The 21,053-nt window shown below is 72.5% G+C and carries 24 protein-coding genes and 1 tRNA gene; 19 read left to right on the plus strand and 6 right to left on the minus strand.

The window, feature by feature from the left end:
• Positions 1–113 precede the first annotated feature (113 nt).
• Both ACFWVC_RS14065 and ACFWVC_RS14070 read left to right on the plus strand, forming a co-directional pair.
• On the plus strand, positions 114–251 hold the full coding sequence (locus ACFWVC_RS14065; RefSeq protein ID WP_384284020.1) for a YcaO-like family protein: 138 nt from the start codon (positions 114–116) through the stop codon (positions 249–251).
• A gap of 202 nt (positions 252–453) precedes the next feature.
• The gene (locus ACFWVC_RS14070; protein WP_384284023.1) at positions 454–1,677 is read left to right on the plus strand and encodes an amidohydrolase; all 1,224 of its coding nucleotides are present in this window, start codon (positions 454–456) and stop codon (positions 1,675–1,677) included.
• On the opposite strand, the gene ACFWVC_RS14075 is transcribed toward ACFWVC_RS14070, so the two are convergent.
• Entirely contained in the window at positions 1,664–3,124 is a 1,461-nt protein-coding gene (locus tag ACFWVC_RS14075; RefSeq protein WP_384284026.1) for an aldehyde dehydrogenase, read from the minus strand. The two genes, ACFWVC_RS14070 and ACFWVC_RS14075, sit on opposite strands and share 14 nt — an antisense overlap.
• Positions 3,125–3,297: 173 nt before the next feature.
• Between ACFWVC_RS14075 and ACFWVC_RS14080 the strand changes: the two genes are divergently transcribed.
• Positions 3,298–3,990, plus strand: coding sequence for a TetR family transcriptional regulator (locus tag ACFWVC_RS14080; protein ID WP_384284029.1), 693 nt, complete (start codon positions 3,298–3,300; stop codon positions 3,988–3,990).
• 115 nt (positions 3,991–4,105) lie between these two features.
• Positions 4,106–5,041 (plus strand): hydroxymethylbilane synthase, encoded by a 936-nt coding sequence (hemC, locus tag ACFWVC_RS14085; protein ID WP_384284031.1) that lies wholly within the window; start codon positions 4,106–4,108, stop codon positions 5,039–5,041.
• A 7-nt stretch (positions 5,042–5,048) separates the two neighbouring features.
• Here hemC and ACFWVC_RS14090 read toward each other — a convergent pair whose 3' ends face one another.
• Positions 5,049–5,537: a GNAT family N-acetyltransferase gene (locus ACFWVC_RS14090; RefSeq protein WP_384284034.1), complete on the minus strand. Its 489-nt coding sequence runs from the start codon at positions 5,535–5,537 to the stop codon at positions 5,049–5,051.
• A gap of 40 nt (positions 5,538–5,577) precedes the next feature.
• Positions 5,578–6,090 carry a hypothetical protein gene (locus tag ACFWVC_RS14095; protein ID WP_384284038.1) on the minus strand — a complete coding sequence of 171 codons (513 nt, stop codon included), beginning with the start codon at positions 6,088–6,090 and terminating at the stop codon, positions 5,578–5,580.
• Between the two features lie 100 nt (positions 6,091–6,190).
• Between ACFWVC_RS14095 and ACFWVC_RS14100 the strand changes: the two genes are divergently transcribed.
• On the plus strand, positions 6,191–8,308 hold the full coding sequence (locus ACFWVC_RS14100) for a hypothetical protein (protein WP_384284042.1): 2,118 nt from the start codon (positions 6,191–6,193) through the stop codon (positions 8,306–8,308).
• Positions 8,309–8,344: 36 nt separating this feature from the next.
• On the opposite strand, the gene ACFWVC_RS14105 is transcribed toward ACFWVC_RS14100, so the two are convergent.
• Positions 8,345–8,572 carry a DUF6480 family protein gene (locus tag ACFWVC_RS14105; protein ID WP_384284046.1) on the minus strand — a complete coding sequence of 76 codons (228 nt, stop codon included), beginning with the start codon at positions 8,570–8,572 and terminating at the stop codon, positions 8,345–8,347.
• A 431-nt stretch (positions 8,573–9,003) separates the two neighbouring features.
• Between ACFWVC_RS14105 and ACFWVC_RS14110 the strand changes: the two genes are divergently transcribed.
• The 13 genes from ACFWVC_RS14110 to ACFWVC_RS14170 all read left to right on the plus strand — a co-directional run bounded on the left by ACFWVC_RS14110 (position 9,004) and on the right by ACFWVC_RS14170 (position 17,291).
• Positions 9,004–9,648: an LAETG motif-containing sortase-dependent surface protein gene (locus tag ACFWVC_RS14110; protein WP_384284048.1), complete on the plus strand. Its 645-nt coding sequence runs from the start codon at positions 9,004–9,006 to the stop codon at positions 9,646–9,648.
• Positions 9,649–9,768: 120 nt separating this feature from the next.
• Positions 9,769–10,068, plus strand: a complete 300-nt coding sequence (locus ACFWVC_RS14115; protein ID WP_384284051.1) for an ATP-dependent Clp protease adaptor ClpS — start codon at positions 9,769–9,771, stop codon at positions 10,066–10,068.
• A complete protein-coding gene (locus ACFWVC_RS14120; RefSeq protein ID WP_384284053.1) occupies positions 10,061–10,597 on the plus strand; it encodes a hypothetical protein in 537 nt (178 codons plus the stop codon). Before ACFWVC_RS14115 ends, ACFWVC_RS14120 begins: the two co-directional genes overlap by 8 nt.
• A 75-nt stretch (positions 10,598–10,672) precedes the next feature.
• Positions 10,673–10,747 (plus strand) — tRNA-Trp (locus ACFWVC_RS14125).
• A gap of 305 nt (positions 10,748–11,052) precedes the next feature.
• Positions 11,053–11,388, plus strand: a complete 336-nt coding sequence (locus ACFWVC_RS14130) for a hypothetical protein (RefSeq protein WP_384284055.1) — start codon at positions 11,053–11,055, stop codon at positions 11,386–11,388.
• A gap of 63 nt (positions 11,389–11,451) precedes the next feature.
• Entirely contained in the window at positions 11,452–11,955 is a 504-nt protein-coding gene (locus ACFWVC_RS14135; protein WP_384284057.1) for a hypothetical protein, read from the plus strand.
• Between the two features lie 232 nt (positions 11,956–12,187).
• Positions 12,188–12,760: a hypothetical protein gene (locus ACFWVC_RS14140; protein WP_384284059.1), complete on the plus strand. Its 573-nt coding sequence runs from the start codon at positions 12,188–12,190 to the stop codon at positions 12,758–12,760.
• Between the two features lie 1,280 nt (positions 12,761–14,040).
• Positions 14,041–14,535, plus strand: a complete 495-nt coding sequence (locus tag ACFWVC_RS14145) for a hypothetical protein (RefSeq protein ID WP_384284060.1) — start codon at positions 14,041–14,043, stop codon at positions 14,533–14,535.
• A gap of 77 nt (positions 14,536–14,612) precedes the next feature.
• Positions 14,613–15,401 carry a hypothetical protein gene (locus ACFWVC_RS14150; RefSeq protein WP_384284061.1) on the plus strand — a complete coding sequence of 263 codons (789 nt, stop codon included), beginning with the start codon at positions 14,613–14,615 and terminating at the stop codon, positions 15,399–15,401.
• Positions 15,402–15,645: 244 nt separating this feature from the next.
• A complete protein-coding gene (locus ACFWVC_RS14155) occupies positions 15,646–16,155 on the plus strand; it encodes a hypothetical protein (RefSeq protein WP_384284063.1) in 510 nt (169 codons plus the stop codon).
• On the plus strand, positions 16,152–16,844 hold the full coding sequence (locus tag ACFWVC_RS14160; protein ID WP_384284065.1) for a phytanoyl-CoA dioxygenase family protein: 693 nt from the start codon (positions 16,152–16,154) through the stop codon (positions 16,842–16,844). Before ACFWVC_RS14155 ends, ACFWVC_RS14160 begins: the two co-directional genes overlap by 4 nt.
• Positions 16,845–16,893: 49 nt before the next feature.
• Complete coding sequence (locus tag ACFWVC_RS14165; RefSeq protein ID WP_384284067.1) at positions 16,894–17,148, plus strand: hypothetical protein; 255 nt, start codon at positions 16,894–16,896, stop codon at positions 17,146–17,148.
• Positions 17,145–17,291 (plus strand): hypothetical protein, encoded by a 147-nt coding sequence (locus ACFWVC_RS14170; RefSeq protein WP_384284069.1) that lies wholly within the window; start codon positions 17,145–17,147, stop codon positions 17,289–17,291. The genes ACFWVC_RS14165 and ACFWVC_RS14170 overlap by 4 nt, the downstream gene beginning before the upstream one ends.
• 108 nt (positions 17,292–17,399) lie before the next feature.
• Here ACFWVC_RS14170 and ACFWVC_RS14175 read toward each other — a convergent pair whose 3' ends face one another.
• Positions 17,400–18,632, minus strand: a complete 1,233-nt coding sequence (locus ACFWVC_RS14175) for an MFS transporter (RefSeq protein ID WP_384284071.1) — start codon at positions 18,630–18,632, stop codon at positions 17,400–17,402.
• A 90-nt stretch (positions 18,633–18,722) separates the two neighbouring features.
• Between ACFWVC_RS14175 and ACFWVC_RS14180 the strand changes: the two genes are divergently transcribed.
• Positions 18,723–19,229 carry a hypothetical protein gene (locus ACFWVC_RS14180; RefSeq protein ID WP_384284073.1) on the plus strand — a complete coding sequence of 169 codons (507 nt, stop codon included), beginning with the start codon at positions 18,723–18,725 and terminating at the stop codon, positions 19,227–19,229.
• A gap of 36 nt (positions 19,230–19,265) precedes the next feature.
• On the opposite strand, the gene ACFWVC_RS14185 is transcribed toward ACFWVC_RS14180, so the two are convergent.
• Positions 19,266–20,450, minus strand: a complete 1,185-nt coding sequence (locus tag ACFWVC_RS14185; protein WP_384284074.1) for an acyltransferase family protein — start codon at positions 20,448–20,450, stop codon at positions 19,266–19,268.
• Between the last annotated feature and the right edge of the window lie 603 nt (positions 20,451–21,053).

Raw genomic sequence — 21,053 nt, forward strand, 5'->3', positions numbered from 1 at the left:
CCGGTATTGGTGGGGCCTTTCCTGGAGTGCGGTCGAAGACGTGCCGCTGTTGATACTTTGTACATACGGGTCGACACGCGACACGGCCCTCCGTCTACGGCGCCAGGACGCCCGTGATCTGCCGGAAACACCTCGTACGCCAGGAGGTTGCCGATTCCAACGGCGGCGCCATCGGCAGCTGCATGGAGGAGGCGGTCCTCTTCGGCCTGCTCGAACTCATCGAGCGCGACGCCTTCCTGCTCGGCTGGTAAGGCAACGCGCCGCTGACCGAGATCGATCTCGGTTCGCTCGCCCGCGCCACCACCCGCGCCATGGTCGATCGCGCCGCACTCCAGGGCTACGACGTCCACGTCTTCGACAACCGCGTCGACCTGCCGGTGCCCGTCGCCACCGGACTCGCGGTCCGCCGCCGCCCCCGTCCTCGACGGCCTGTCCGGAGTCCTGCGCCCGGCCGTGGAGGACCATCTCGACCTGCACCGCCACCCCGAACTCTCCGGCGCCGAGGAGCGCACGGCGTCCCGCGTCGCCGCACGCCTGACCGGCGCCGGCTTCGAGACCACCGGCGGCGTGGGCGGGCACGGCGTGGTCGGCCTGCTGCGCAACGGTCCCGGGCCCGTGGTCATGCTCCGCGCCGAACTCGACGCCCTGCCCGTGCAGGAGACCACCGGCCTGCCGTGGGCCGGCGAGCGCGACGGCGTCATGCACGCCTGCGGCCACGACCTGCACCTCGCCTGCCTTACCGGTACGGCGGACCTGCTGGCGGGCGCGGCGGACCACTGGTCAGGCACGCTCATGGTCGTCGGCCAGCCCGCCGAGGAGACCCTGAGCGGTGCCCGCGCCCTGCTGGAGGACGGCCTCTACGAGCGGTTCGCCACCCCCGACGTAGTCCTCGCCCAGCACGCCGCGCCCCTGCCGGCCGGGATGGTCGCCCACGCCCATGCGCACGGACCGGTACTGGCCGGCAGCCGGCTGCTCGAAGTGGTCGTCCACGGCTCCGGCGGGCACGCGGCCGCTCCGCATCTGGCGGTGGACCCGGTCGTCGCCGCCGCGGCGATCGTGCTGCGGCTGCAGACCGTGGTCTCCCGGGAGACCGCCCCGGCCGAGCAGGTCGTGCTCACCGTCGGCTCCCTGCACGCCGGTGTCCGGGGCAACATCGTCCCGGACCGGGCGGTGCTGGAGGTCTCGGTGCGGGCCTTCGCCGATGCCGCACTCGACCGCGTGGAGGCCGCCGTGTGGCGCATCGCTGCCGCCGAGTGCACGGCCTCGCGGTGCCCGCGCGACCCGTCGGCCCGGGTGCTGGCGCAGTCGCCGCCCACCGTCCCGGACGCCGGGGCCGCGGAGACGGTGCGCCGCGCCCACGAACAGGCCCTCGGCGAACGGCGCGTGGCGCTCTGGCCCGCCTCGACGGCCACCGAGGACTTCCCGCTGTTCGGCCCCGCCGGGACGCATCTGCACGGGGCCCCCGGCGTCCGGACCGCCTACAGGATGTTCGGCTGCACCGGCCCCCGCCAGTGGGCCGGGACCCCCGGGGACAGCGCCGCGGAGAAGATGGCGGCCCTGCCCCCGAACCACGCCCCGGACTTCCGCACCGACCCGCGGCTGGCCGTCCCGGCGGGCATCACCGCCCTGACGGCGGCCGCCCTGGCGTTCCTCGGGCCGGGGGTCACGCCGCGCTGATCGTCTTCTGCTCGACGTACTGGCCGAGGCCCGCGGCACCGAACTCGCGGCCGATGCCGCTGGTCTTGTAGCCGCCGAACGGGCCGTCGAAGCCGCCGAAGCCGCCGTTCACGGAGAACGTCCCGGTGCGGATGCGCCGCGCCAGCGCGAGCCCGCGCTCGGTGTCGGCCGTCCAGACGCCGCCGCTCAGCCCGTAGGGGGAGTCGTTGGCGATGCGCACGGCGTCCTCCTCGTCGTCGAAGGGGATGACGACCAGCACCGGGCCGAAGATCTCCTCCTGGGCGATGCGCATGGAGTTGTCGACGTCCGCGAAGAGCGTGGGCCGCACGTAGTAGCCCTCCTCCAGACCCTCCGGCGCATCGGGGCCGCCGGTCACCAGTCGGGCGCCCTCCTCGATCCCGAGGTCGATGTAGGACCGCACGCGCGCCTGCTGGTCGGCGCGGACCATCGGGCCGAGGTAGGTGGCCGGGTCCGAGGGGTCGCCGACGGTGATGCCCTCCATCATCGCGGCCACGGCCGCGACGACCTCCTCGTACCGCGAGCGCGGCGCGAGGATGCGGGTGTGGGCGATGCAGGCCTCGCCGTTGTTCCCCAGGGACGCCGACCTCAGGCCCTCGGCCACCGTCGTCAGGTCCGCGTCCTCCAGGACGACGGCCGCGGACTTGCCGCCCAGCTCCAGGCTGACGCGCTTGAGCCGCTCGCCGGCGACGGAGGCGATCCGGCGGCCGGCCGCGGTGGAGCCGGTGAACGCGATCTTGTCGACGCCGGGGTGCGAGACCAGGTACTCGCTGGTCTCCCGCCCCGCGGGCAGGATGCTCAGCACGCCCTCGGGCAGCCCGGCCTCCGTGAACAGCTCGCCGAGCACCAGCGCGTCCACCGCGGTCTCGGGCGCGGCCTTGAGGATCACCGTGCAGCCCGCGAGCAGGGCCGGGACGATCTTCGCCAGCGCCGACTGGTGCGGCGCGTTCCACGGGATGACCGCGGCGACGACGCCGACCGCCTCGCGGCGCACGAGGGTGCGGACGGAGCCTGCCGAGGGCAGCTCCTCCTCCCAGCCGAACGCCTCGGAGGCCCGCAGGTAGGCGGCGGTCTGCTCCGAGATGCCGCCGTTGTGCAGCCAGTGGGTGAACCACAGGGGCGAGCCGTTCTCGGCGGTCACGAGCGCGGCCAGTTCCTCGCCGCGCGCGGTGTGCAGCTCATTGAAACGGCCGATCACCGCACGGCGCTCGGCCGGCGTCGTCAGCGGCCAGGGCCCGTGGTCGAAGGCCTCGCGGGCGTCGGCCACGGCCCGGTCGACGTCGGCGGGGACGGCCTCCGGGACGACGCCGACCAGGCGCCGGTCGTGCGGCGAGCGGACCTCGATGGTGCCGGTGCCGGCGGGGGCGACCCAGCGGCCGCCGATGAACAGCCGGTCGTAGGAGGTGACAGCGGAGGGGGTGACGGTCATGGGGGTTCTTTCCTGCGGGGAGGGTGCGACGCGTCCCGACATAAAGGGACGGCGGTCTCTTATGCGTTCCAAGTTAACAGGCCACTGGGCCGTTAATAAAATTCCGGCGGTCCGTTACGATGTAACGGCTGCCACACATGCGGCCGCATTCGAGGACAAGGGGGACCGGAACCGTGAGCGGGACACAGGACACCGCCGCCTTCCAGCGCGCCCGCCGCCCCGAGCAGCGCGAGCAACGCCGCGAGGCGATCCTCGACGCCGCCGCGACCCTGCTCCGCGAGATGCCGGCGGCCGAGGTGAGCCTGCGCGAGCTCAGCCGCCGCGTCGGGCTCTCCAAGTCCAACGTCGTGCGCTACTTCGAGACCCGCGAGGCGGTCTTCCTCGAACTCCTCGACCGCTCCATCGGCGACTGGCTCGACGCCCTGGAGGACGAACTGCCGCCCGCGCCCGGACCGCAGGAGCCACCTGTCGCGCCCCGGGCGCTCGCCGGGGCCTGGGCGGACTCCCTGGCCCGGCGGCCGCTGCTGTGCGAGTTGTGGAGCATCCTGGCCGCGGTCCTGGAGCGCAATGTCTCCGTCGAGTCCGTCCGCGCGTTCAAACTCCGGGAGGCCGGCCACCGCGCCCGCCTGGCCCGCATGGCGGGGCGGCGCCTGCCGGACCTGGACGAGCCCGCCGCGCTGGAGCTGACCCGTATCTCCGTCGTGCTGACCGCGGGGCTGTGGCCCTTCGCCAATCCCTCGCCCGCGGTCGTCGAGGCCACCGGGGACCCCTGCCTCGCCGAGGCCCGCGTCAACTTCGCCGAGTCGCTCGGCACCATGCTGCACGCGGCGCTCGCGGGGCTGCTGTGCGAGCACGCGAAGCCCTGACGGGCAGGCCCGGCCGGACCGTTGGGAGCCCGCGCAGCTTAGCCGGATTCGTCACCGTGGGTGGCGGCTTCGTCCCGGTTGCCCGAGCGCGCGTCCGCCGCCGTACCGTGGGCACATGGCCGTCCCTGACCTCATCCGCATCGTCTCCCGCTCCTCACCCATGGCCCTCGCCCAGGTCGAGCGGGTACGCACCGAACTGACCGCGCTCCATCCCGGCATCGCCACCGAGGTCGTGCCCGTCACCACCGCCGGTGACCGCTGGATGGGCGACCTCGCCCGGCTCGGCGGCAAGGGCGCGTTCACCAAGGAGGTCGACGCCGCCCTCCTGGAGGGCCGGGCCGACCTCGCCGTGCACTGCGTCAAGGACATCCCCGCCGACCGCCCGCTCCCGGCCGGCACCGTCTTCGCCGCGTTCCTCAAGCGCGACGACATCCGCGATGCCCTCGTGCACCCCGACGGCCTCACCCTTGACGCGCTCCCCGACGGGACCCGGATCGGCACCTCCTCCGTCCGGCGCGTCGCGCAACTCGCGGCCTCACACCCCCAGTTGACCTGCGTACCGCTGCGCGGCAACGCCAACCGGCGCCTGGAGAAGCTCGCCGAGGGCGCGGCCGACGCCCTTCTGCTCGCCGTCGCCGGCCTCGAACGCATCGGCCGGGCCGACGTCATCAGCGAGGTCCTGCCGGTCGAGACGATGATCCCGCCGATCGGCGCGGGCGTCCTGGCGCTCCAGTGCCGCGAGGACGACAGCGCCACCATCGACGCCGTCAGCGACCTCGGCGACCCCGCCACCCACCGCGAGACCACCGCGGAACGCATGCTCCTCCACGTCCTGCAGGGCCACTGCAACAGCCCCATCGCCGGCTACGCCCGCGCCGAACGCGACGGCCGTCTCTCGCTGCGCGCGCGGGTCTTCTCGCCCGACGGCAAGACCGTGCTGGACGCGCACGAATGGGCCGGGCCCCTGGACCCCGCCACACTCGGCACCTCGGTCGCGGTGGCCCTGCTGCGGCAGGGCGCGCGCGAACTGATCGACAGCATCGCGCACTGACGTATCGTCAGGTCGCGGTGAGGGGGCGCCGGTAGCGCATGGCGGGGCGGCCGTTCACAGTCACCTCCGCCACCGCGGTGAAACCGCTGTGCGCCAGCACGGCCCGCGAGGCGGCGTTGTCCAGCGAGGCCACCGCGTTCAGGGTCCGCAGCCCGTACGCGGTGACCGCCAGCCGGCACACCTCGGCGACCGCCGCCGTCGCCACCCCGCGGCCCGCCGCGCTCTCAGCGACCCGGTAACCGAGTTCGGCGGCGCCGTCCGCCACGTCCACCAGATTGCACCGGCCCACGAGTTCGTCCCGCTCGTCCAGCACGACGTGGAAATGGCACACTCCCGCGTCCTGCTCCGCCAGCAGCGCCCGGTGCCGCGCGGCGAACCCGGCGAAGAACGCGTCCCCCCGATCCGGTACCGATCGCGCGAACCACTCCCGGTTCACCCGCTCGAAGGCGAGCAGCGCGCCCGCGTGACCTGCCGTGAGCCGCTCCAGCCTGATCATGCGCGGCAGCATACCCACGCCGCCAGGCAGGCGGAGCGCGTCAGCCCGCTCCCCGGACATCGGCCCGGGCCACTGCGGCGAACTCCCGGTTGGCGGCCGCGAAGCGATCCATGGCGGGCTCGAAGCCCGCGCGTACGTCATCGATGCCGGCGCCCGAACGCAACGGGTACGCGGCGCCGAACAGTCCCATGACCGCTTCCGCGAGATCGCCGGCCGCTCCCATGACGGCCTCCGGAGCCTCCAGCCGCACTGCCGCGAGCGCCGCGTCCATGGGAATGAGGGCCTGCCAGGCTGCCGTAAGGCCGTCCTCCGTATCGTCGGGGTGCGCCGCGCGGTGGTCGATCGCCGATGCCAGTTCCTGGGTGGCGGCGCGGCAGGCCGCCATGAACACCACACGGGCCTCACGGCGGTTCTGCCGGTGCCACCGCCGATCGTCGAGGTCTCGCTGACGGGTGACCTGCCAACGGATCGCCGCCCACGCGAAACCGCCGGTGACGACCGAGCCGAAGGCTCCGACCGCCGCGCCCAGGAGCACTGCCGTCGCTTCGTCCATGTGCCCTCTCCTTCGCAGGTCACTTGGATCGGTACCCCGCCGGGCCCGGCCGGTACGCCCGCGCGGTCGCGTTGTCAGAGGCGCCTGCCATGATCCGGCCATGGAACTCGCACATCCGCTCGACGGCCTCGACGATCACCCCTGGGCGGACACCGCTCACGCCTACGGCACCGCGGAGGACCTGCCGGAACATCTGCGGGCTCTGGTGGGTGACGACGACGCCGCCGAGGAGGCGATCTCGGAGCTGTACGGCAGCGTGCTGCACCAGGGCACGGTGTACGCCGCCAGCGCCGAAGTGGCGCCCTTCCTGGCGCGGGTGGCCGCTGCCGGGCACCGCGCGGCCGACGTGCTGGCCCTGCTGGGCGGCATGGCGGAGAGCCGGGACGAGCACGAGGTGGCAGCAGGTGCGGTCCGGGCGGCGGTGGCCGGGCAGTTGCCGCTGATGCTGCCGCTGCTCGACGCCGCCGACGCGGGCACACGTCAGGCCGCCGCCTGGGCCGTCGCACAGACCGGCGCGACGGAGGCCGTACTGCCCGCGCTGCGCCGCCGGTGGGAGACCGAGACCGAGCCGCTGGTCCGGGCGGAACTGCTGGCCAGCCTTGCCCTGCTCGACCCCGCCGGAACCGCCCCCACCGCGCGGGCGGCCCTGGGCCCGTCGCAGTCCGGGCAGTTGCGCGTCGCCGCCGTCTTCGCGTGCCTGGACGCCGGGCTGCCGTGGGACGCGGAGCTGCACGAGACCGTGCTCGCTCTGCTGCCGGCGGACCACCATGTCTCCGGCCGCCTCGACCAGGACCGTACCGAGCCGCTCCAATCGATCACGGGGGCCCTGCTGCTCCGCGACACCGACGCCGATCGCGACGCCGCGGCGGCCCTGCTGGACGCCGCGCTGCGCGACCCGCGGTCCGAGGTGCGCACCGAGGCCGTGTGGGCCGCCGACCACGCCTGCCGGATCTCGCGGGGCGCGCCTGCCGCACTGCTGCCCGCGATCGTCCCGCTGGCCGTCGAAGCGGAGTCGCTCCCGGGAGTGCTGTCGCTCCTGGCCGAGTTCGGACCCGCCGCCGACGCCGCCGCCCCGGCCCTGACCGGTATCGCCACCGGTGACAGCGACCTCGCCGATCGCGCGCTCGCCGTGCTGGTCGTCGTGGCGCCCGGCCGAGCCGTCCCCCTGCTCGCCCGCGACCTCGCCCGCCGGCCGCGCGCGCTGGACCAGGCCGCCGGGTTCCGTTCCCATGGCATGCCGTCCCTTCCCTTCGACGCCGGGTTGCTGGACGCCGTCCGGCAGAGGCTCACCGCGGAGGATCTCCAGGGCAACGAACCCATCCATCTGGCAGGCCTGTTGGCCGGGTGGGGTGAGCGGTCCGCTCCCGCACTGCCGGAGCTGTACGCGCTGCTGTCCAGATTTCCGCACCCCGCGGCCCGTGCGGTCGCCACCATCGCGGCGGCCTGCCCGGCCGCCGAACGGGAGCGCGCGGCGAGCGCACTGCGCGAAGCCGCGGGTACCGGCTCCTTCGCCGTGCCCCGGGCGCTGTACGACCTGACCGGCGAGGCCGGCCCGCTGCTGGAGGCGATCGCCGGGCGCCTGGAGGGCAGCCCCTACGCGGTGCGCGAGGCGGCCGAGGCCCTGGGCGAACTCGGGCCGGTGGCCACCGGCTTGGCCCCCGCCCTGCGCTCGTTCCTGAACCCGCCGGACCCGAGGGAGGAGAACGTCCCGGGGTCGGACGCCGAGGTGGCCGTGGCCGCCGCCCTGTGGCGGCTCACGCACGACGCGGAAGCCGTCGTCCCCGTCCTGGACACGGTGCTTGCCCGCGCCGCCGGGCATGCCTGGTCCCGCTGGACGGCCGTGCGCGCCGCCCGCGCCGCCGCCCTCCTGGGCCCGGCGGGACGCCCGCTCGTACCCCGCCTGGAGGCGCTGCTCGACGATCCGCAACAGGCGCCCGCGGCCGTCCTCGCACTGCTCGCCGTCGCGGACCCGGACTCCCTGGACCGCGCCGCGTTGGCCGGCGCGGCCCTGTCCTCCGCCGAGTGGGATGCCGACGCCGAGGGGGCCTGCGGCGCCCTGGAAGCCCTCGGTGCGGATGCCTTGACCCCTGACCACATACGCCGCCTGACGGACCTGGCCGAACGTGACGCGCGCGTGATCCGCTCGGGTCTGGCGGACCGGATCATCCGGAACGACGAGCAGTTGCGCCTGTGGGTCCGCGGCCTGCTCGCCATATAGAGGCGGGCGCGGTGACGGTATGGGGGAGTGGAGCGGCTACATCGCCACCACCCGGGCGATCAGCCCGACGGCGATGAGTATCGCCACGGCGAAGATCAGGAAGAGGGAGACGACCTCCCACGCCGTCCGCACCTCCGGGGGCTCGGTGTAGGAGATGCCGGCCGTGGTGCTGCTCTCGCACGGGGGAGTGGGCGTGGGCGGCACCCCTTCGCGGTGCGGCCGGAGTTGGGGTGCGAGCTTGGGGCCGCTGTTCGTGGTCGGCATGGCTATCACTCCGATGCGCGGATGACCGCGGCACCTCGGGCCCGCCCGGGGGCGGCGGCCCCTGCCGCGTTCTGCCCTGTCCTCCGATCGTAGGCCGTTCGGCGGCACCGCGCCCGTCGCGGCGGCGATGACCTGCGGGTTCGGCCGGCCGCCCGCACCGCCCGGCCAGGGCTCCCACATCCTTTCGCGACGTCAGCCGCGAGCGGGAACGGGCCCGTCGGCCCGCAACGCGCCCGAACGCGGACGGGGCGCGGACGAGTGGTCACGCACCGGGCGTATCCCGCGCAGGCCGCTCCGATACGCGGAAAATACGCGAGCCGGGCATCACGACTGTTGACAGGAGTCAACCTATGGGGCGCCTGAGAGACGCGTGACGCGGCAGAGTACTCTGCGCGCCAATGGCATCGGATTAACGACAGCCTGGAGATCCAGTGACCCAATCCCCCCGTATCCGGCCGCGCCCCGGCGTGCTCATAGCGGCCGCAGCAACCAGCATCATCGGGCTCGGCCTCTGCGCCGCGCCCGCCTCGGCGCACACCCCCAACTGGGAGGTGACCTGCTCCGAGGTGTCGGTCGACCTCACGGCCTACAGCGGCCGTGTGGACAACACGGTGACCATCACCGTGGACGGCAAGGACCTTCTCCCCACCGAGACCTTCGGCGCGGAGTTCCACAAGGACCACCTGGCCCTGCCCGAGCACTCCAGCTCGGTCGAGGTCACCCTCACCGTCAAGGCCGCCGACGACGACAAGTACTCGTTCAGCGACACGAAGACCGCGCCTGCTTGCCAGGGCACGCCTCCGCAGCAGACCGAGACCCCGTCGCAGAGCGCCACGCCGTCGGCCACCCCGACCACCGAGTCGCCCGCGCCCAGCGAGTCCCCGGCCGTTGACGCGAGCGCGAGTGCCTCCGAGGCGGCACCTTCCCCGGCCGGCGGTCAGTCGCCTGCCGCGGATCTCGCCGAGACGGGCGCCTCCAGCTCCACCCCGCTCCTCGCCGGTGGCGCCGCTGTCGCGCTGCTCGCCGGTGGCGGTCTGCTCTTCGCAAACCGCAAGCGTCGCGCCGCCCGTCACTGACGAGCCCTGCGGCGACGCCACTTCTCATCGGCCCGGGTGCCGGTTCCTCCTCGCGGAGGGCCGGCACCCGGCTGCTGTTCCGGCCGCCCCGGCCTGTCCCGGAAGGACCCGAAGGACACCGTGACCACCCCGACCCAGGACGCCCCCGCCTCGGGGACGGCATTCGACGAACACACCGACACCGTCACACCCGCCTCGTGGGCGGTGCTGCTGTGGAACGACCCGGTCAACCTGATGGGATACGTGGTCCGTGTCCTCGTCCGCGTCCTTTCGGTCAGCGAGGACGAGGCACGCCGGCTGATGCTCCTCGTGCACTCCGAGGGCCGGACGGCCGTCTTCAACGGGGACCGCGACGCCTGCGAGGTCGTCGCCGCACGTCTGATGGCGGCCAGCCTGTGGGCGACGGTGCGCCATGGATGACGGCGTCTTCACGGCCGACGGCGACATGGTCCTCGCCTCCCTCCGGCAGCCGCTGCCGCAGGCCCTTCTGGGGCTGGCCGAACGCGTCGCCGCCACCCCGGGCCGGGTCCACGGGCCGGACCACCTCGTGGAACTGACGCAGGACGCCGCCGACGACCCCCTGCGGCGCTGGGAGGCCGACGCGACCGCCGAGTCCCTCCGCGGCCGGCTGGCCGACCGCGTCGCGGACTCCGACCGGTCCGTCGCGGATGTCCTCTCGTCACCGGGCCCCCTGGTGCGCGCCCGGCTCGACGACGAGGCGGCGGATCTGTGGCTGGAATGGCTCAACCGCCTCTATGTCGCCGTCCGGGCGACCGAACTCGACGGCATCGCGGTCGGCGACGGCCAGCCCCTCGACATCCAGGGCAGCTACCTCCGCGAGCCCGACGTCACCGCACCCCCCGGCTTCGGCCCCGAGGGCCTGCTCGTCGGATCGCTGATGGCGCAGTTCCTGGACGCCCTCGACGAACGCGACGCCGGACGCGGGTAGTTCGTCGCAACCATCGCAGCCCGCCGGTAAATCCTTCGCCCGTCGGCGCGTGCCCGTGCCAGAGTGAGCGCACCGAGGGGTGTAGCTCAGCCCGGCCAGAGCAGCGGACTCCAAACCCGCACGCCGCAGGTTCAAATCCTGCCGCCCCTGCAAGAAACGGCGCAACAGATGCCCTCTGACCTGCGATGATTCTGGAGTCGGCGACGCGGGCGGCGGAAATCGGTAGCCTGAAGATCGTCTGCTCGCCCATTGCTCGCCCGAAGTGTCAACGGGCCTCCGCCAGCGGGCAGCAAGGGCAGACTCCGGGGCTCCTTGGCCTCGCAGTCCCGGGTCCTCTCTTCGGGGTGAGGTGCGGCTTCCGTCATCAAGGGCGGGGGGTCAGGTGCCTCAGCGCACGACCGCTCGGCGTATCGGATTGGGCTGAGGCGGACACAGGGGGGCGGGAGGAACAGCGTGTGGGCGAGGGAGAGAACCCGCGGCCGCTCCATCACGGTCCCGAACCACGAATCCCGCAGACCGCCGGACCGGCCTGGACGTGCCGCCAGTGCGCGGCGCCCTGGCCCTGCGCCGAGGCCCTGCCCCACCTCACCGAGAGCCGGTGCGGATGCGGCAGCCCGAGCTACTGGGAGCAGCGCGGCCCGAGTAACTACCTCCACACCCCCACCGGGCCCGGCGACGTCCGTCCCGGCACCTGGCTGTGGATCCGGCCCGGAGGCCTGCACCCCGGTTGGGGCGACATCCACCACCTCGCCATGCTCACCGCCGTCGACGCTCCCAAGTGCCCGCTGTGACGCGGTCGGTGTCTGCCTGGAGGCCGGCATCCTGACGCAGCGCCACTTCCCCGAGCTGGTGTCGTGGTGTGCATCGTGCGGCCGGGCGGCGCCGGGGGCGGCTACTCCGAGTCGATGATCGACGTGTCGGCGCTGGGCGCCGTGGAGACCATCGCCATCGGCGCGGGCGGTGTCGGAGGGGTCGGCAACTCCCCGGGCAGCACAGGCGGCACGTCATCCTTCGGTGGCGTCGTGTCCGCGCCCGGCGGTGACGGCGGGTCCGCTGTCGAGATCTCCGGTGTCGCCCTGGACGCCGTCTCGGGCGTGCCGGGTCCGGGCGCCGGCACCGGGCAGATCGCCCAGGGCGGCGGTGGCGGCGGCGCGATCCGTCTTTCCGGGACGCAGGCCCTCGCGGGGGCGGGCGGGGAGAGTCGCCTCGGACACGGCGGCTACCCCCGGGCCAGTGAGGGGCCCGGCACGACGACGCGCGGCTACGGCGGAGGCGCCGGTGGCTCGCTCTCGTTCGGCGGGGACGTCGCCGGACTCGACGGCGGCAAGGGCATCGTCATCATCGAGCTGTACGGCTGATGTCCTGAGCCGGAGGCACGCCCATCCGGCATTGGTGGATCCGAGACGCCGATCCGGGAATCGACTGGCGAACTGCCCGGCCGGTGACGGTCTGAAGACGGTTCGCAGACGCACCTGGCACACCGCGCTGCAACTGGGTTCGGTACGGCCTCGTCCTTGAGTTTGCCCCCGGATTCCGGGGGTGCGAGTAGCAGAGCCGGCACCTACCTGCGTGACGACCTGAAGGAGCATCATGTCGAAACGAAGAGCCGCACTTCTCGGTCCATTGGCAGCACTCTTCGCGCTGCTGCTTACCGTCGCCGTGCCGCAATCCGCGGGGGCTTACACGACTGCCTCCCGGGTCACCGTCTCCAATAGCGGTGGCTACTGTCTCCAGGTGGACGTGGGCGTCGACCACGAGGTCCCTGGCGCCCCGTTCTCGTCGTACACGACGTGGGCCAACGCCTATGCCTTCCAATCTGACTGCCGAACCCCCCGGAACGCACAGGTCAGGGTCCGCATCGAGCTGTTGGGGGTGGAGTCGAACCAGCCATGGAAGTGGTGTGGGTCGAGCAACTGGACGGTCGGCACTACGGGTACGAACAGTTGGGGACCGTACGGTCCCGGCGCGATCTTTGACTACGGCTCGACCCACGACGGCGAAGAGCACCTGAGTTTCTGCGGCCAGCCGTCCGGGGACTACGTGGTCGAGGCAAGGGCTTACGTCCAGGCCTGGCACCCCATCCTTGTTTTCGGCGGCGGTGGCTACTGGAGCGGTGACGGTTTCGCCAGTGTGCGTGAGCGGGTTCCCAACACCCTGCACTGACCGGGCGCTGCGTATCGCCGAGGACACTGTCCGAGCCCTGTCCGGGACAGTGTCCGGGCAGGCCGGTCCGGTGTCCGGATGGCCGACGCGGAGCGTCGTTAGACTCGTCGGTGCCGCTGGTTCTGGGCCGGGCAAGGCACGTCCCTTGGAGGGCCCCTTGTCCAGCTGCGGTTGCAGCCGCCGGTGCACCTGCGCGGTCACCGCCGGCCCCGGCGTCACGGTCGACGGCAACGGCTCCGCCGGCGCCCCCTACGTCATCACGGCCACCGGCGGCGCCGGAGCCACCGTCATCCAGGCCGCAGACTCCCCGACGGTCGACGTCACCGTGACCGGCACCGGCACCACCGGCGACCCCTACCTCGTGGGCGCCGCCGTCGTCCCGGATCCCGCGCCCCCGGGCGGCGGGACGAACCTGCTCCACGCGGGCCCTGACGGTGCGTACGTCGAGTGCGCCGACGTCCGAGGCTGCATCAGCGCCGAGGGCGGCCTGGCCTACGACCCGGCCACCGGCGTGGTCTCCGCCGACCTCTCCGCCGACGCCGGGAACGGGCTGACGCTCGGCACCGACGGCGGACTCCTCGCGCCCGCAGCTGAGGCCACCGTCGTGCAGGCCGCCGACTCCCCTTCGGTCGATGTCACCGTGACCGGCGCCGGTACGGCCGGGAGCCCGTACCTGGTGGGCGCGACCGTCACGCTCGACCTGACCCCGCCCGGCGGCGGCAGCAACCTGCTGCAGAGTGGCGCCGGTGGCCTGTTCATCGAGTGCGACGACGTCCGGGGATGCCTCAGCGCCTCGGGCGGCCTCGTCTACGACCCGGCCACGGGCGTGTTCAGCGCCGACCTGTCCGCCGACGCCGGGAACGCCCTGGCCCTCGGCGGGGACGGCGGACTGTTCGCCCCGGCGGGCAGCGGCTCGACCGTCGTGCAGGCTGCCGACTCCCCGTCGGTCGACGTCACCGTGACCGGCGCCGGTACGGCCGGGAGCCCGTACCTGGTGGGCGCGGCCGTCGTCCTCGACCCGGCCCCGCCCGGCGGCAGCAACCTGCTCCAGTCCGGGCCCGACGGCCTGTTCGTGGAGTGCGCCGACGTCCGGACCTGCCTGTCCGCCGGCGACGGCATCACCTTCGACGCGGCGACCGGCGAGATCAGCGCGCGCCTGTCCGCCGACGCGGGCAACACCGCGGTGGTCGGCACCGACGGCGGCCTCCTGGTGCCGAGTGCGGCCCTCACCGCCGGGTGCGGCCTCACCGGCACAGGGGAGGTCGCAGAACCTCCTGACGGTGGCCACCGGCGTGTGGCCGTACACCTGCGACGCCGACACCGCCGGGGGCATCGTCGTCTGCGGCACCGACGGCGTGCTGCGGTCCGAGCCGCGCGGGCAGGTGTCGATGACGACGTACAACGAGATCCGGGACTACCCGGACCTGCCGGTGCCGCTCGCCGCCGACCAGCTCGCCGACACCTTCACGCGGACCGTCACGAACCCGGACCCGTGCCGCCCGGCGCTGATCGTCGTGGAGCGCGAGGTCGACGTCTACTTCACGCTCCCGGCCGGGGCGAGCGCGTCGTCCGGCTACCTCGGCGACGAGATGTACTACTACCGGAACCGCGGCAACACCACGGACATCGACGTCCACACGCAGGTGGTCAAGGTCCTTTCGGGCGGCATGGTCCCGCCGGGCGGCACGGTGAACCTGACGGTCGACGTCAGCGTCGGACGCGGCACCAACGGCGCGACGTACCGCCGGATCCCGTCTTCATCCGCGCTCTCCTGATCAGTGTGTGAGGGGGAGCCATGGCTAGGTGTGGATGCGGCGGCGCGTGCTCCTGCATGGTGGTCGCCGGCGCGGGTGTGACCGTCGGCGGCACCGGCAGCCCCACCAACCCGTACACGATCAGCGCGGGCACCAGCTGCTCCGCTGTCCGTGGCTGTCTGTCCGCCGGTGACGGCCTGGACTTCAACGCGGCGACCGGTGAGTTCTCCGCGGACCTGTCCGCCCAGGCCGGGAACAACCTCACCATCGCCGGTGACGGCGGGCTGTTCGTGCCGACCGGGGCGGCCACCGTCACCGTCGGCTGCGGGCTGACCGGCAACGGCTCGGCGGGCTCCCCGGTGACCACGAAGACCACCCCGTGGCCGTACGCCTGCGCGGCCGCCACGTCCGGGAGCGTCGTGGCCTGCGACGCCGGCGGAACGCTTCGCGGTGAGCCCCGGACGCAGGTGAGTTTCACCTCGTTCACCGAGACCCGGAATTACGCCGACCTCGTTGTTCCCGGCGGGCTGGACAATACGGTCGACACGTTTACGACGACGTTCACGAACCCGGATACGTGCCGCCCGGCAATGCTGATTGTCGAGCGTGAGGCGGACGTCGACTTCAACCTGCCCGCCGGGGCCGCCGCGGCATACGGGCAGGAAAACGACGAGGTGTATTACGTCCGGAATTCCGGGTCGTCCGCGATCCTCGACGCGCACAGCCAGTCGTGCAAGGTGTCGTCCGGCAGCGCCAGTACGCCGAGGCCGTGGACGTGCTGCACGAGGTGTCACAGAACGCACCGCAGTGGCTGCCCAGCCAGAGGTATGCCCGCGACATCCTCGGCCAGGTCGTCGCTAAGCGGCGAACCCTCACACCGCAGATGAGAGGCCTTGCCGACGCTGTCGGCCTGCCCATGTAGCAAGCGTTTTGTGGCACTTCCACCTGACGGCCAGTCAAAGTGCCATTGAGAGGTCTGTCACCACCCGCTTACGGTCGGTAATCCAAGCGTCCAGCGTCATTGGAGCCGACCATGACCGCACACGCTGCATTGCATGCGGCCGCCGTGATTCAACCGCCCCCATGCGTCTGGCGGGCGCCGGCCAGCCTGCGTGAGCGGGCGGTCCTGCGGTGACCGGGGTCGTCGTTTCGACGCACGAGCGGCAGACCGCCGTGAAGTCGTGGCTGCGGGCCGCCGCCCTCAACCCGCAGAAGACCCTGGAGGAGTGGGCCACCTCCGGGTTCACCCTCCTCGAATGCGGCACGCTGTTCTCCGCCGTCCGCATCCCCGCCGACCTCGTCCACGCTGCCGCGCAGAGCGTGGAACCGGTCGACGTCGACGCCTTCTTGCTGCAGGCCCTCAGCGGCGGCCCGGTCATCGTTGACCCGCACCGGCAGCGCTTCTACGCGCTGGTGCCCGACAGCACCTCCCTGCGCTGGGACGTCCTCGGCACGCTCTGCCTCGGCAGGTCCTCGTGCCTGGGCGTGCCCCGCCCCGACCTCACGGAGCCGCAGCGCGACCGCTCGTACTGGTCGGTGCCGATGGACTCGCCGGGCGACCTGTGCGTGCCCGGTGAGGTCATGCAGATGATCGAGCGGGGCCGCGCCCTGCCGCTCCCCGGGGCGGAGGCGAAGCGATGACCGCGACCGCCTACGCCGCCGGCCTGGTGTCCGCTGCCGGATACCGGCACGTCCAGAGGTGGACGACGTCCGCCGCAGCCCGCGCCCGCGCGGCCGAACTGGTCGCCGCGCACCGCGCCGAGGACCGCGAGGTGATGAGGAACCCGCACCTGGACCACGAGTGGGCCGACGTCATCGTGCGCGCCCCGCGGCTGCTGGCCGCAGTGCAGGGCGTGATCGGCCCGGACGTCGCCGTGGAGAACACGTTCCTCGTCATGAAATGGCCCGGCGCGGACTTCGAGGTCCCGTGGCACCAGGACGGCACGAACACCCGCCTGGAGCTGGACCCGTACCGGTCGGTGGCCGCGTGGGTCGCGCTCACCGACGCCGACGAGACCACCGGCTGCCTGCACGTCGTCCCAGAGTCGCAGCGCGCCGGGTACCTGCCGTACGAGGTCGAGCCGGACAAGGGCGCCGCGCGCGGCCGGGCGCTGGGCGTCCGCGTGGACGACAGCGTCATCCGCGTGCCCGTGCCGGTGCAGGCCGGGCACGGGGTCCTGATGGACACCCGCCTCCTGCACTGCTCGCACTCCAACACCGGGGCCGGTGCGCGCATCGGCCTCAACATCCGCTACGTCGCGCCCGGCGGGATCCGCATGCGCGACGGCTCAAGCCCCAGCCCGATGCCGCTGTGCGGCACGGGCTGGTAGTCCCGCACCACCATCCGAGAGGAGCACGATCGTTCAGGAGTTCCTGGCGGTGGACGCCCCCACCCGCGTCCGTGTGCTGACCGGCGAGGACGCCGACAACGAGCGGCGCGGCGACAAGAAGCCGCTGTTCCGCAGCGAGTGCACCTACTACTGCCCCGACGAGGCCACGGCCCGCCGGTGCATCGAGGCCCTGGCCGAGTCCGACAAGCGGCTCCGCGAGCGCCCGGAGGAGCTGATGCTCTGGACTGGCAGTCCACGTACTTCGAGGCCGAGCAGGGCAACCCCAACGGCGGCGGCACGGTGATCCTGGGCGTCGCCTGGTACGACGGGGAGTTCTTCAACGACCGCAAGGAGGCGTGGTTCGGCACGATGCACCAGCGGATCTACCAGAGCCTCGGCATCCCGCTGGAGGACATCGACGTCATGCACTGGCAGCTGCTCGCCTGAGCGCCTGACGGCCGGGTGAGCGGCCGGGTCCGCCGTGGCCTCCCTTGGGAGGAGGAGGTGCGGGCCCGGCCTTCCGCTTTGTAGAGGGAGGGACGCGATGACGCGACGTCAGCCGTGCGACAGCTCGCGCTCGGGCTCGGACACCCGCGGCCCGAGGTCCCGGGTCCACCACCATGCGGCCGCCGCGCCCACGCCGGCCACGGCCACGGTGCCCAGGCCACCGGCGAGGAACCCGGCGGTGGGCGAGGCCGCGGCGACGGCCGGGACGACCAGCATCGACGCCGTTCCGGCCGCGCGGACGACGGTCAAGTCCAGGGAGAGCAGGCGGCGGCGGGGCGCGGGCGGGAACGTCGCGAGGTGGGTCTGCAGGGTCACGCCGCAGAACGGCATGACGAACCCGGACACGGCGGCGACGGCCAGCAGCAGGGGCAGGTTCCCGGCCAGGCCGTTGAGGGCGAGGACGAGCCCGGCAGCCGCCCACACCCCGCAGTACGCCAGGGGCAGCCGGGCGGGGAGCTTGATGTGTCCGACCACGAGGTTCCCGGCCAGCGCCCCGGCGCCGGTCGTCGCCAGGATCAGCCCGTACGCCCCGGCCCCGGCTCCCAGCCTTGCGGCCAGGAGAGCGGGCAGGGCCAGGTTGACGGCCTGGGCGAAGATGCCGACGCCGTGCACGCCGATCGCGGCGCCGGTCGCCGGGTGCGACCGCAGCAGTGCCCTCGCCCCCAGCGACGCGGGCGCGGCCGGACGCTTCCCGAGCGGGCCCGTCTTGTGGGCTCCGCGGCCGAGCCGGGCCAGCACCGCGGCGGACACCGCGAACGTCGCGGCGTCGAGCCAGAACAGCGCGCCTTGGGGCATCACGGTCAGCAGGACGCCTGCGGCGCCCGGGCCGGCGATGCGGGCGAACCGGCCGGTGAGGTCCATCAGCCCGTACACCGCCTGGACTTCGCCCGGTCTCACCAGGTCCGGGACGAGCGCACCCAGGTTCGGGTCGAAGACGGCACCGGCGACGCCGACGGCCGCGGCCAGCACGAGCATGCCCGGGAGACCGAACACGGCCCACGCCACCGGCAGCAGCGCGACCAGCCCGATCCGGGCGGCGTCGACCGCGGCCAACGCGCGCAGCGACGCGAACCGGTCCATCAGCCGGCGGCCGACGGTGCCCATCACGATGTACGGCACCGACTCGGCGACGGCGACCAGGCCCATGGCTGCGGCGCCCGACTTCTCCCACGCCAGCCACATGATCGCCATGGCGTAAAGGCGGTCACCGAACACCGACAACGCCTGCGCACCCCACAGGGCAAGGACGCGGCGGCGGCGCAGCAGTCGGACGTACCCCAAGATCACTCCAGCCCTGGAATGCACGAAGTCCCGGCATTCAGCCTGCCGGGACTTCCCTCACCCTAGGGCACGTCACGAGACGGATGAGACATGACGACACACTCGATCCCCCTTGAGGCGCGTATCGCCGCAGAGGCAACGTGCGGCGACGGAACCGAGCTTGAGCCGGTCAGCGACCGGCGCGGCTGCGCAGTGTGGAAGGCGACCGGACCGGTGCGGACGGCGGCCGTGAAGTACGGCCGGGAGGCAGAGGGCACGGTCATCGTGCTGCGCGAGTCGGCGGCCGTCACCGGCATCCGGGGCGACGCCGCGGTGGTCGCGCAGGGGCGCAGCACCGGCGGGGCCTGGCTGGTCACCGACTGGCACGACGGCCCGTCGACCGGGCAGCTCCTCGCCGGCGTCCGGGGCGGGACCTACGACCTCGGGGCCGTGTGGGACGGCCTCGTGGCGGTGGTCGACGCCGTCGCCAAGCTGCACGCTGCCGGGGCCGTGAGGCGCGGTGGGGTGGTTCCGTCCACACGCCGCAAAGTGGCGACGGGATCCCAGGTGGGCCCGGCAGGCGACTGCCGGGCCCACTGTGGCCTAAAGCCGGTTTGAGTAGCAGTCGCCCTCACTTGACCAAGTACCAGTCCTTCACGAGGGCGGTTGCGGCACCGGGTGACGGCGGGTACCACTGGCGGGGAAAGGGCTGCCCAAGGTGCGCTTGAGGCGGCGGGCGAGCGGCTTCTCGGCGAGGACGTGGAGCGACCAGGCGAGTACCAGCATCGCACTCGCGGTCGTCGCGACGGTCGCGGTGGGGTTCAGATGGTCGTGCAGACCGTAGATGACCAAATGGCCGATGCTCTCGTGCACCAGGTACAGGGGGTAGGTCAAGGTGCCCGCGAAGGTCAGCCAGCGCCAGTTGAGGTGCTTGAACCAGCCGAGGGCGACTCCGGCCATGACGGCGAAGCACATCGTGACCACGGCGGAGGCCACACCGCCGGAGAGATCGGCGTGGATCAGCTTGCTGAAGCGTTCGGTCTCCGTGAGCACCGTCTCCTGGGCGATGAGCCAGGAGACGCCGACGATCCCCCAGGCCATTGCATGGGAGCCGAAGCGGTGTATCAGGTAGAAGCCGATGCCGGCGATGAAGTAGGCCGAATACTTCGGTATCAGCAGGCTGTTGAGCAGCGTGTCATTGGCGGCGTGGGTGATCACGGTGGCGAGGGTCCACAGGCAGCAGAAGGCGACGGTGCTGCGGTAGGTGACCCCCTTCCAGACGACAAGGGCGAAGAGCAGGTAGAAGCGCAGTTCGACCCAGAGGCTCCAGAAGACACCGCTCACAGCCGGCGTGCCGAGCGGCTCATGGAGCATCGTGAGGTTCAGCAGGATCCGGTGGATGTCGGGGCGGTCCGCCAAGACGGGGAAGGTCGTCGCCGCGGCGCTGATCAGCACGATGGCTGCCCAGTAGGCGGGGTAGAGCCGGGTGATCCGGGAGCGGAAGAACTGCCCCAGACTGCGGCCCCAGGCGCTCATGCAGATTACGAATCCGCTGATGAGGAAGAAGAACTCCACACCCAGCCATCCGTAGTCCGAGAACGGGGTCCAAGCCGGCAGGACCTCGCGGCTCGGCTGTCCCCAGGCGTCGGAGGCTTCCGACCCGCGTGAGAGGTAGTGGAAGAACAAAACCGACAGCGCGGCCAGCAGCCGCAGTCCGTCCAGTATGTGCAGGCGCTGCCCGCCACGGCTTTGCTTCGCCTCGCCTCTCCGCTGCGGCGCTGCTGCAGGGGCTGTATCGCTTGGGCCGGCATGTATCAGGGCCGTGTCCGCCAGGGTCACAGGACACCGTTCCCCGTGGCGGCTGCCTGTCCGACCACTGATCGGTCTGAGGGTCGTGACGGACGTGCTGCCCGTTCGACTCTGGCCATGCCTTGTCCTTCCCAGTAAATCGGTTCGCCCGGATCTCGCAGTGGGGAGATCACCGAAGGTCTTTGTGCGTGGAGAGTGCGCGGGCGACCCGCAGGGTCACCCTTCTGTGGTGCACGGTATGGAGTGGCGGGACGCCACGACGTTGATGAGGAAGAACCCGATGATGCCGCAGGCCAAAGCCGGCCGACCTTCTCTCGCAGCGCCAACCTTCATCGGTCGCTCCTGCGCTATTCCCGCTCGGGTTGCTGAGCCTGTGGGGGCTTCGACCGCTGCAGATCGAGGGCGCTGGGCGTGACGGCCTCCCCGGTGGCGATGCGGACGAATGGTTGCTTCGGGCGCCGAGACTACCCACAGGAGCGAATCAGCCTGTATCCGGGTGCTCGTGAGCGGGGCTTTCAGGGCCGGGCCGCCTAGGTCATGTCTCATAATTGATCTTGTGGTGGGGCGAGGAGAGATAACGGACTCGGCGTGGTCGCGGATAGAGCCGCTGCTTCCGCAGAGCGACGGTGTTGG

It is taken from the genome of Streptomyces sp. NPDC058691, from assembly GCF_042714775.1.
Classification (GTDB): Bacteria; Actinomycetota; Actinomycetes; order Streptomycetales; family Streptomycetaceae; genus Actinacidiphila.

What these genes read in the sequence shown, in the direction of transcription:
- ACFWVC_RS14100 (WP_384284042.1), top strand. Translation starts at nt 6,191, where the DNA reads ATGGAACTCGCACATCCGCTCGACGGCCTCGACGATCACCCCTGGGCG.
- ACFWVC_RS14180 (WP_384284073.1), top strand. Translation starts at nt 18,723, where the DNA reads ATGACGACACACTCGATCCCCCTTGAGGCGCGTATCGCCGCAGAGGCA.
- ACFWVC_RS14140 (WP_384284059.1), top strand. Translation starts at nt 12,188, where the DNA reads ATGTCGAAACGAAGAGCCGCACTTCTCGGTCCATTGGCAGCACTCTTC.
- ACFWVC_RS14090 (WP_384284034.1), bottom strand. Translation starts at nt 5,537, where the DNA reads ATGATCAGGCTGGAGCGGCTCACGGCAGGTCACGCGGGCGCGCTGCTC.
- hemC (WP_384284031.1), top strand. Translation starts at nt 4,106, where the DNA reads ATGGCCGTCCCTGACCTCATCCGCATCGTCTCCCGCTCCTCACCCATG.
- ACFWVC_RS14075 (WP_384284026.1), bottom strand. Translation starts at nt 3,124, where the DNA reads ATGACCGTCACCCCCTCCGCTGTCACCTCCTACGACCGGCTGTTCATC.
- ACFWVC_RS14120 (WP_384284053.1), top strand. Translation starts at nt 10,061, where the DNA reads ATGGATGACGGCGTCTTCACGGCCGACGGCGACATGGTCCTCGCCTCC.
- ACFWVC_RS14095 (WP_384284038.1), bottom strand. Translation starts at nt 6,090, where the DNA reads ATGGACGAAGCGACGGCAGTGCTCCTGGGCGCGGCGGTCGGAGCCTTC.
- ACFWVC_RS14160 (WP_384284065.1), top strand. Translation starts at nt 16,152, where the DNA reads ATGACCGCGACCGCCTACGCCGCCGGCCTGGTGTCCGCTGCCGGATAC.
- ACFWVC_RS14105 (WP_384284046.1), bottom strand. Translation starts at nt 8,572, where the DNA reads ATGCCGACCACGAACAGCGGCCCCAAGCTCGCACCCCAACTCCGGCCG.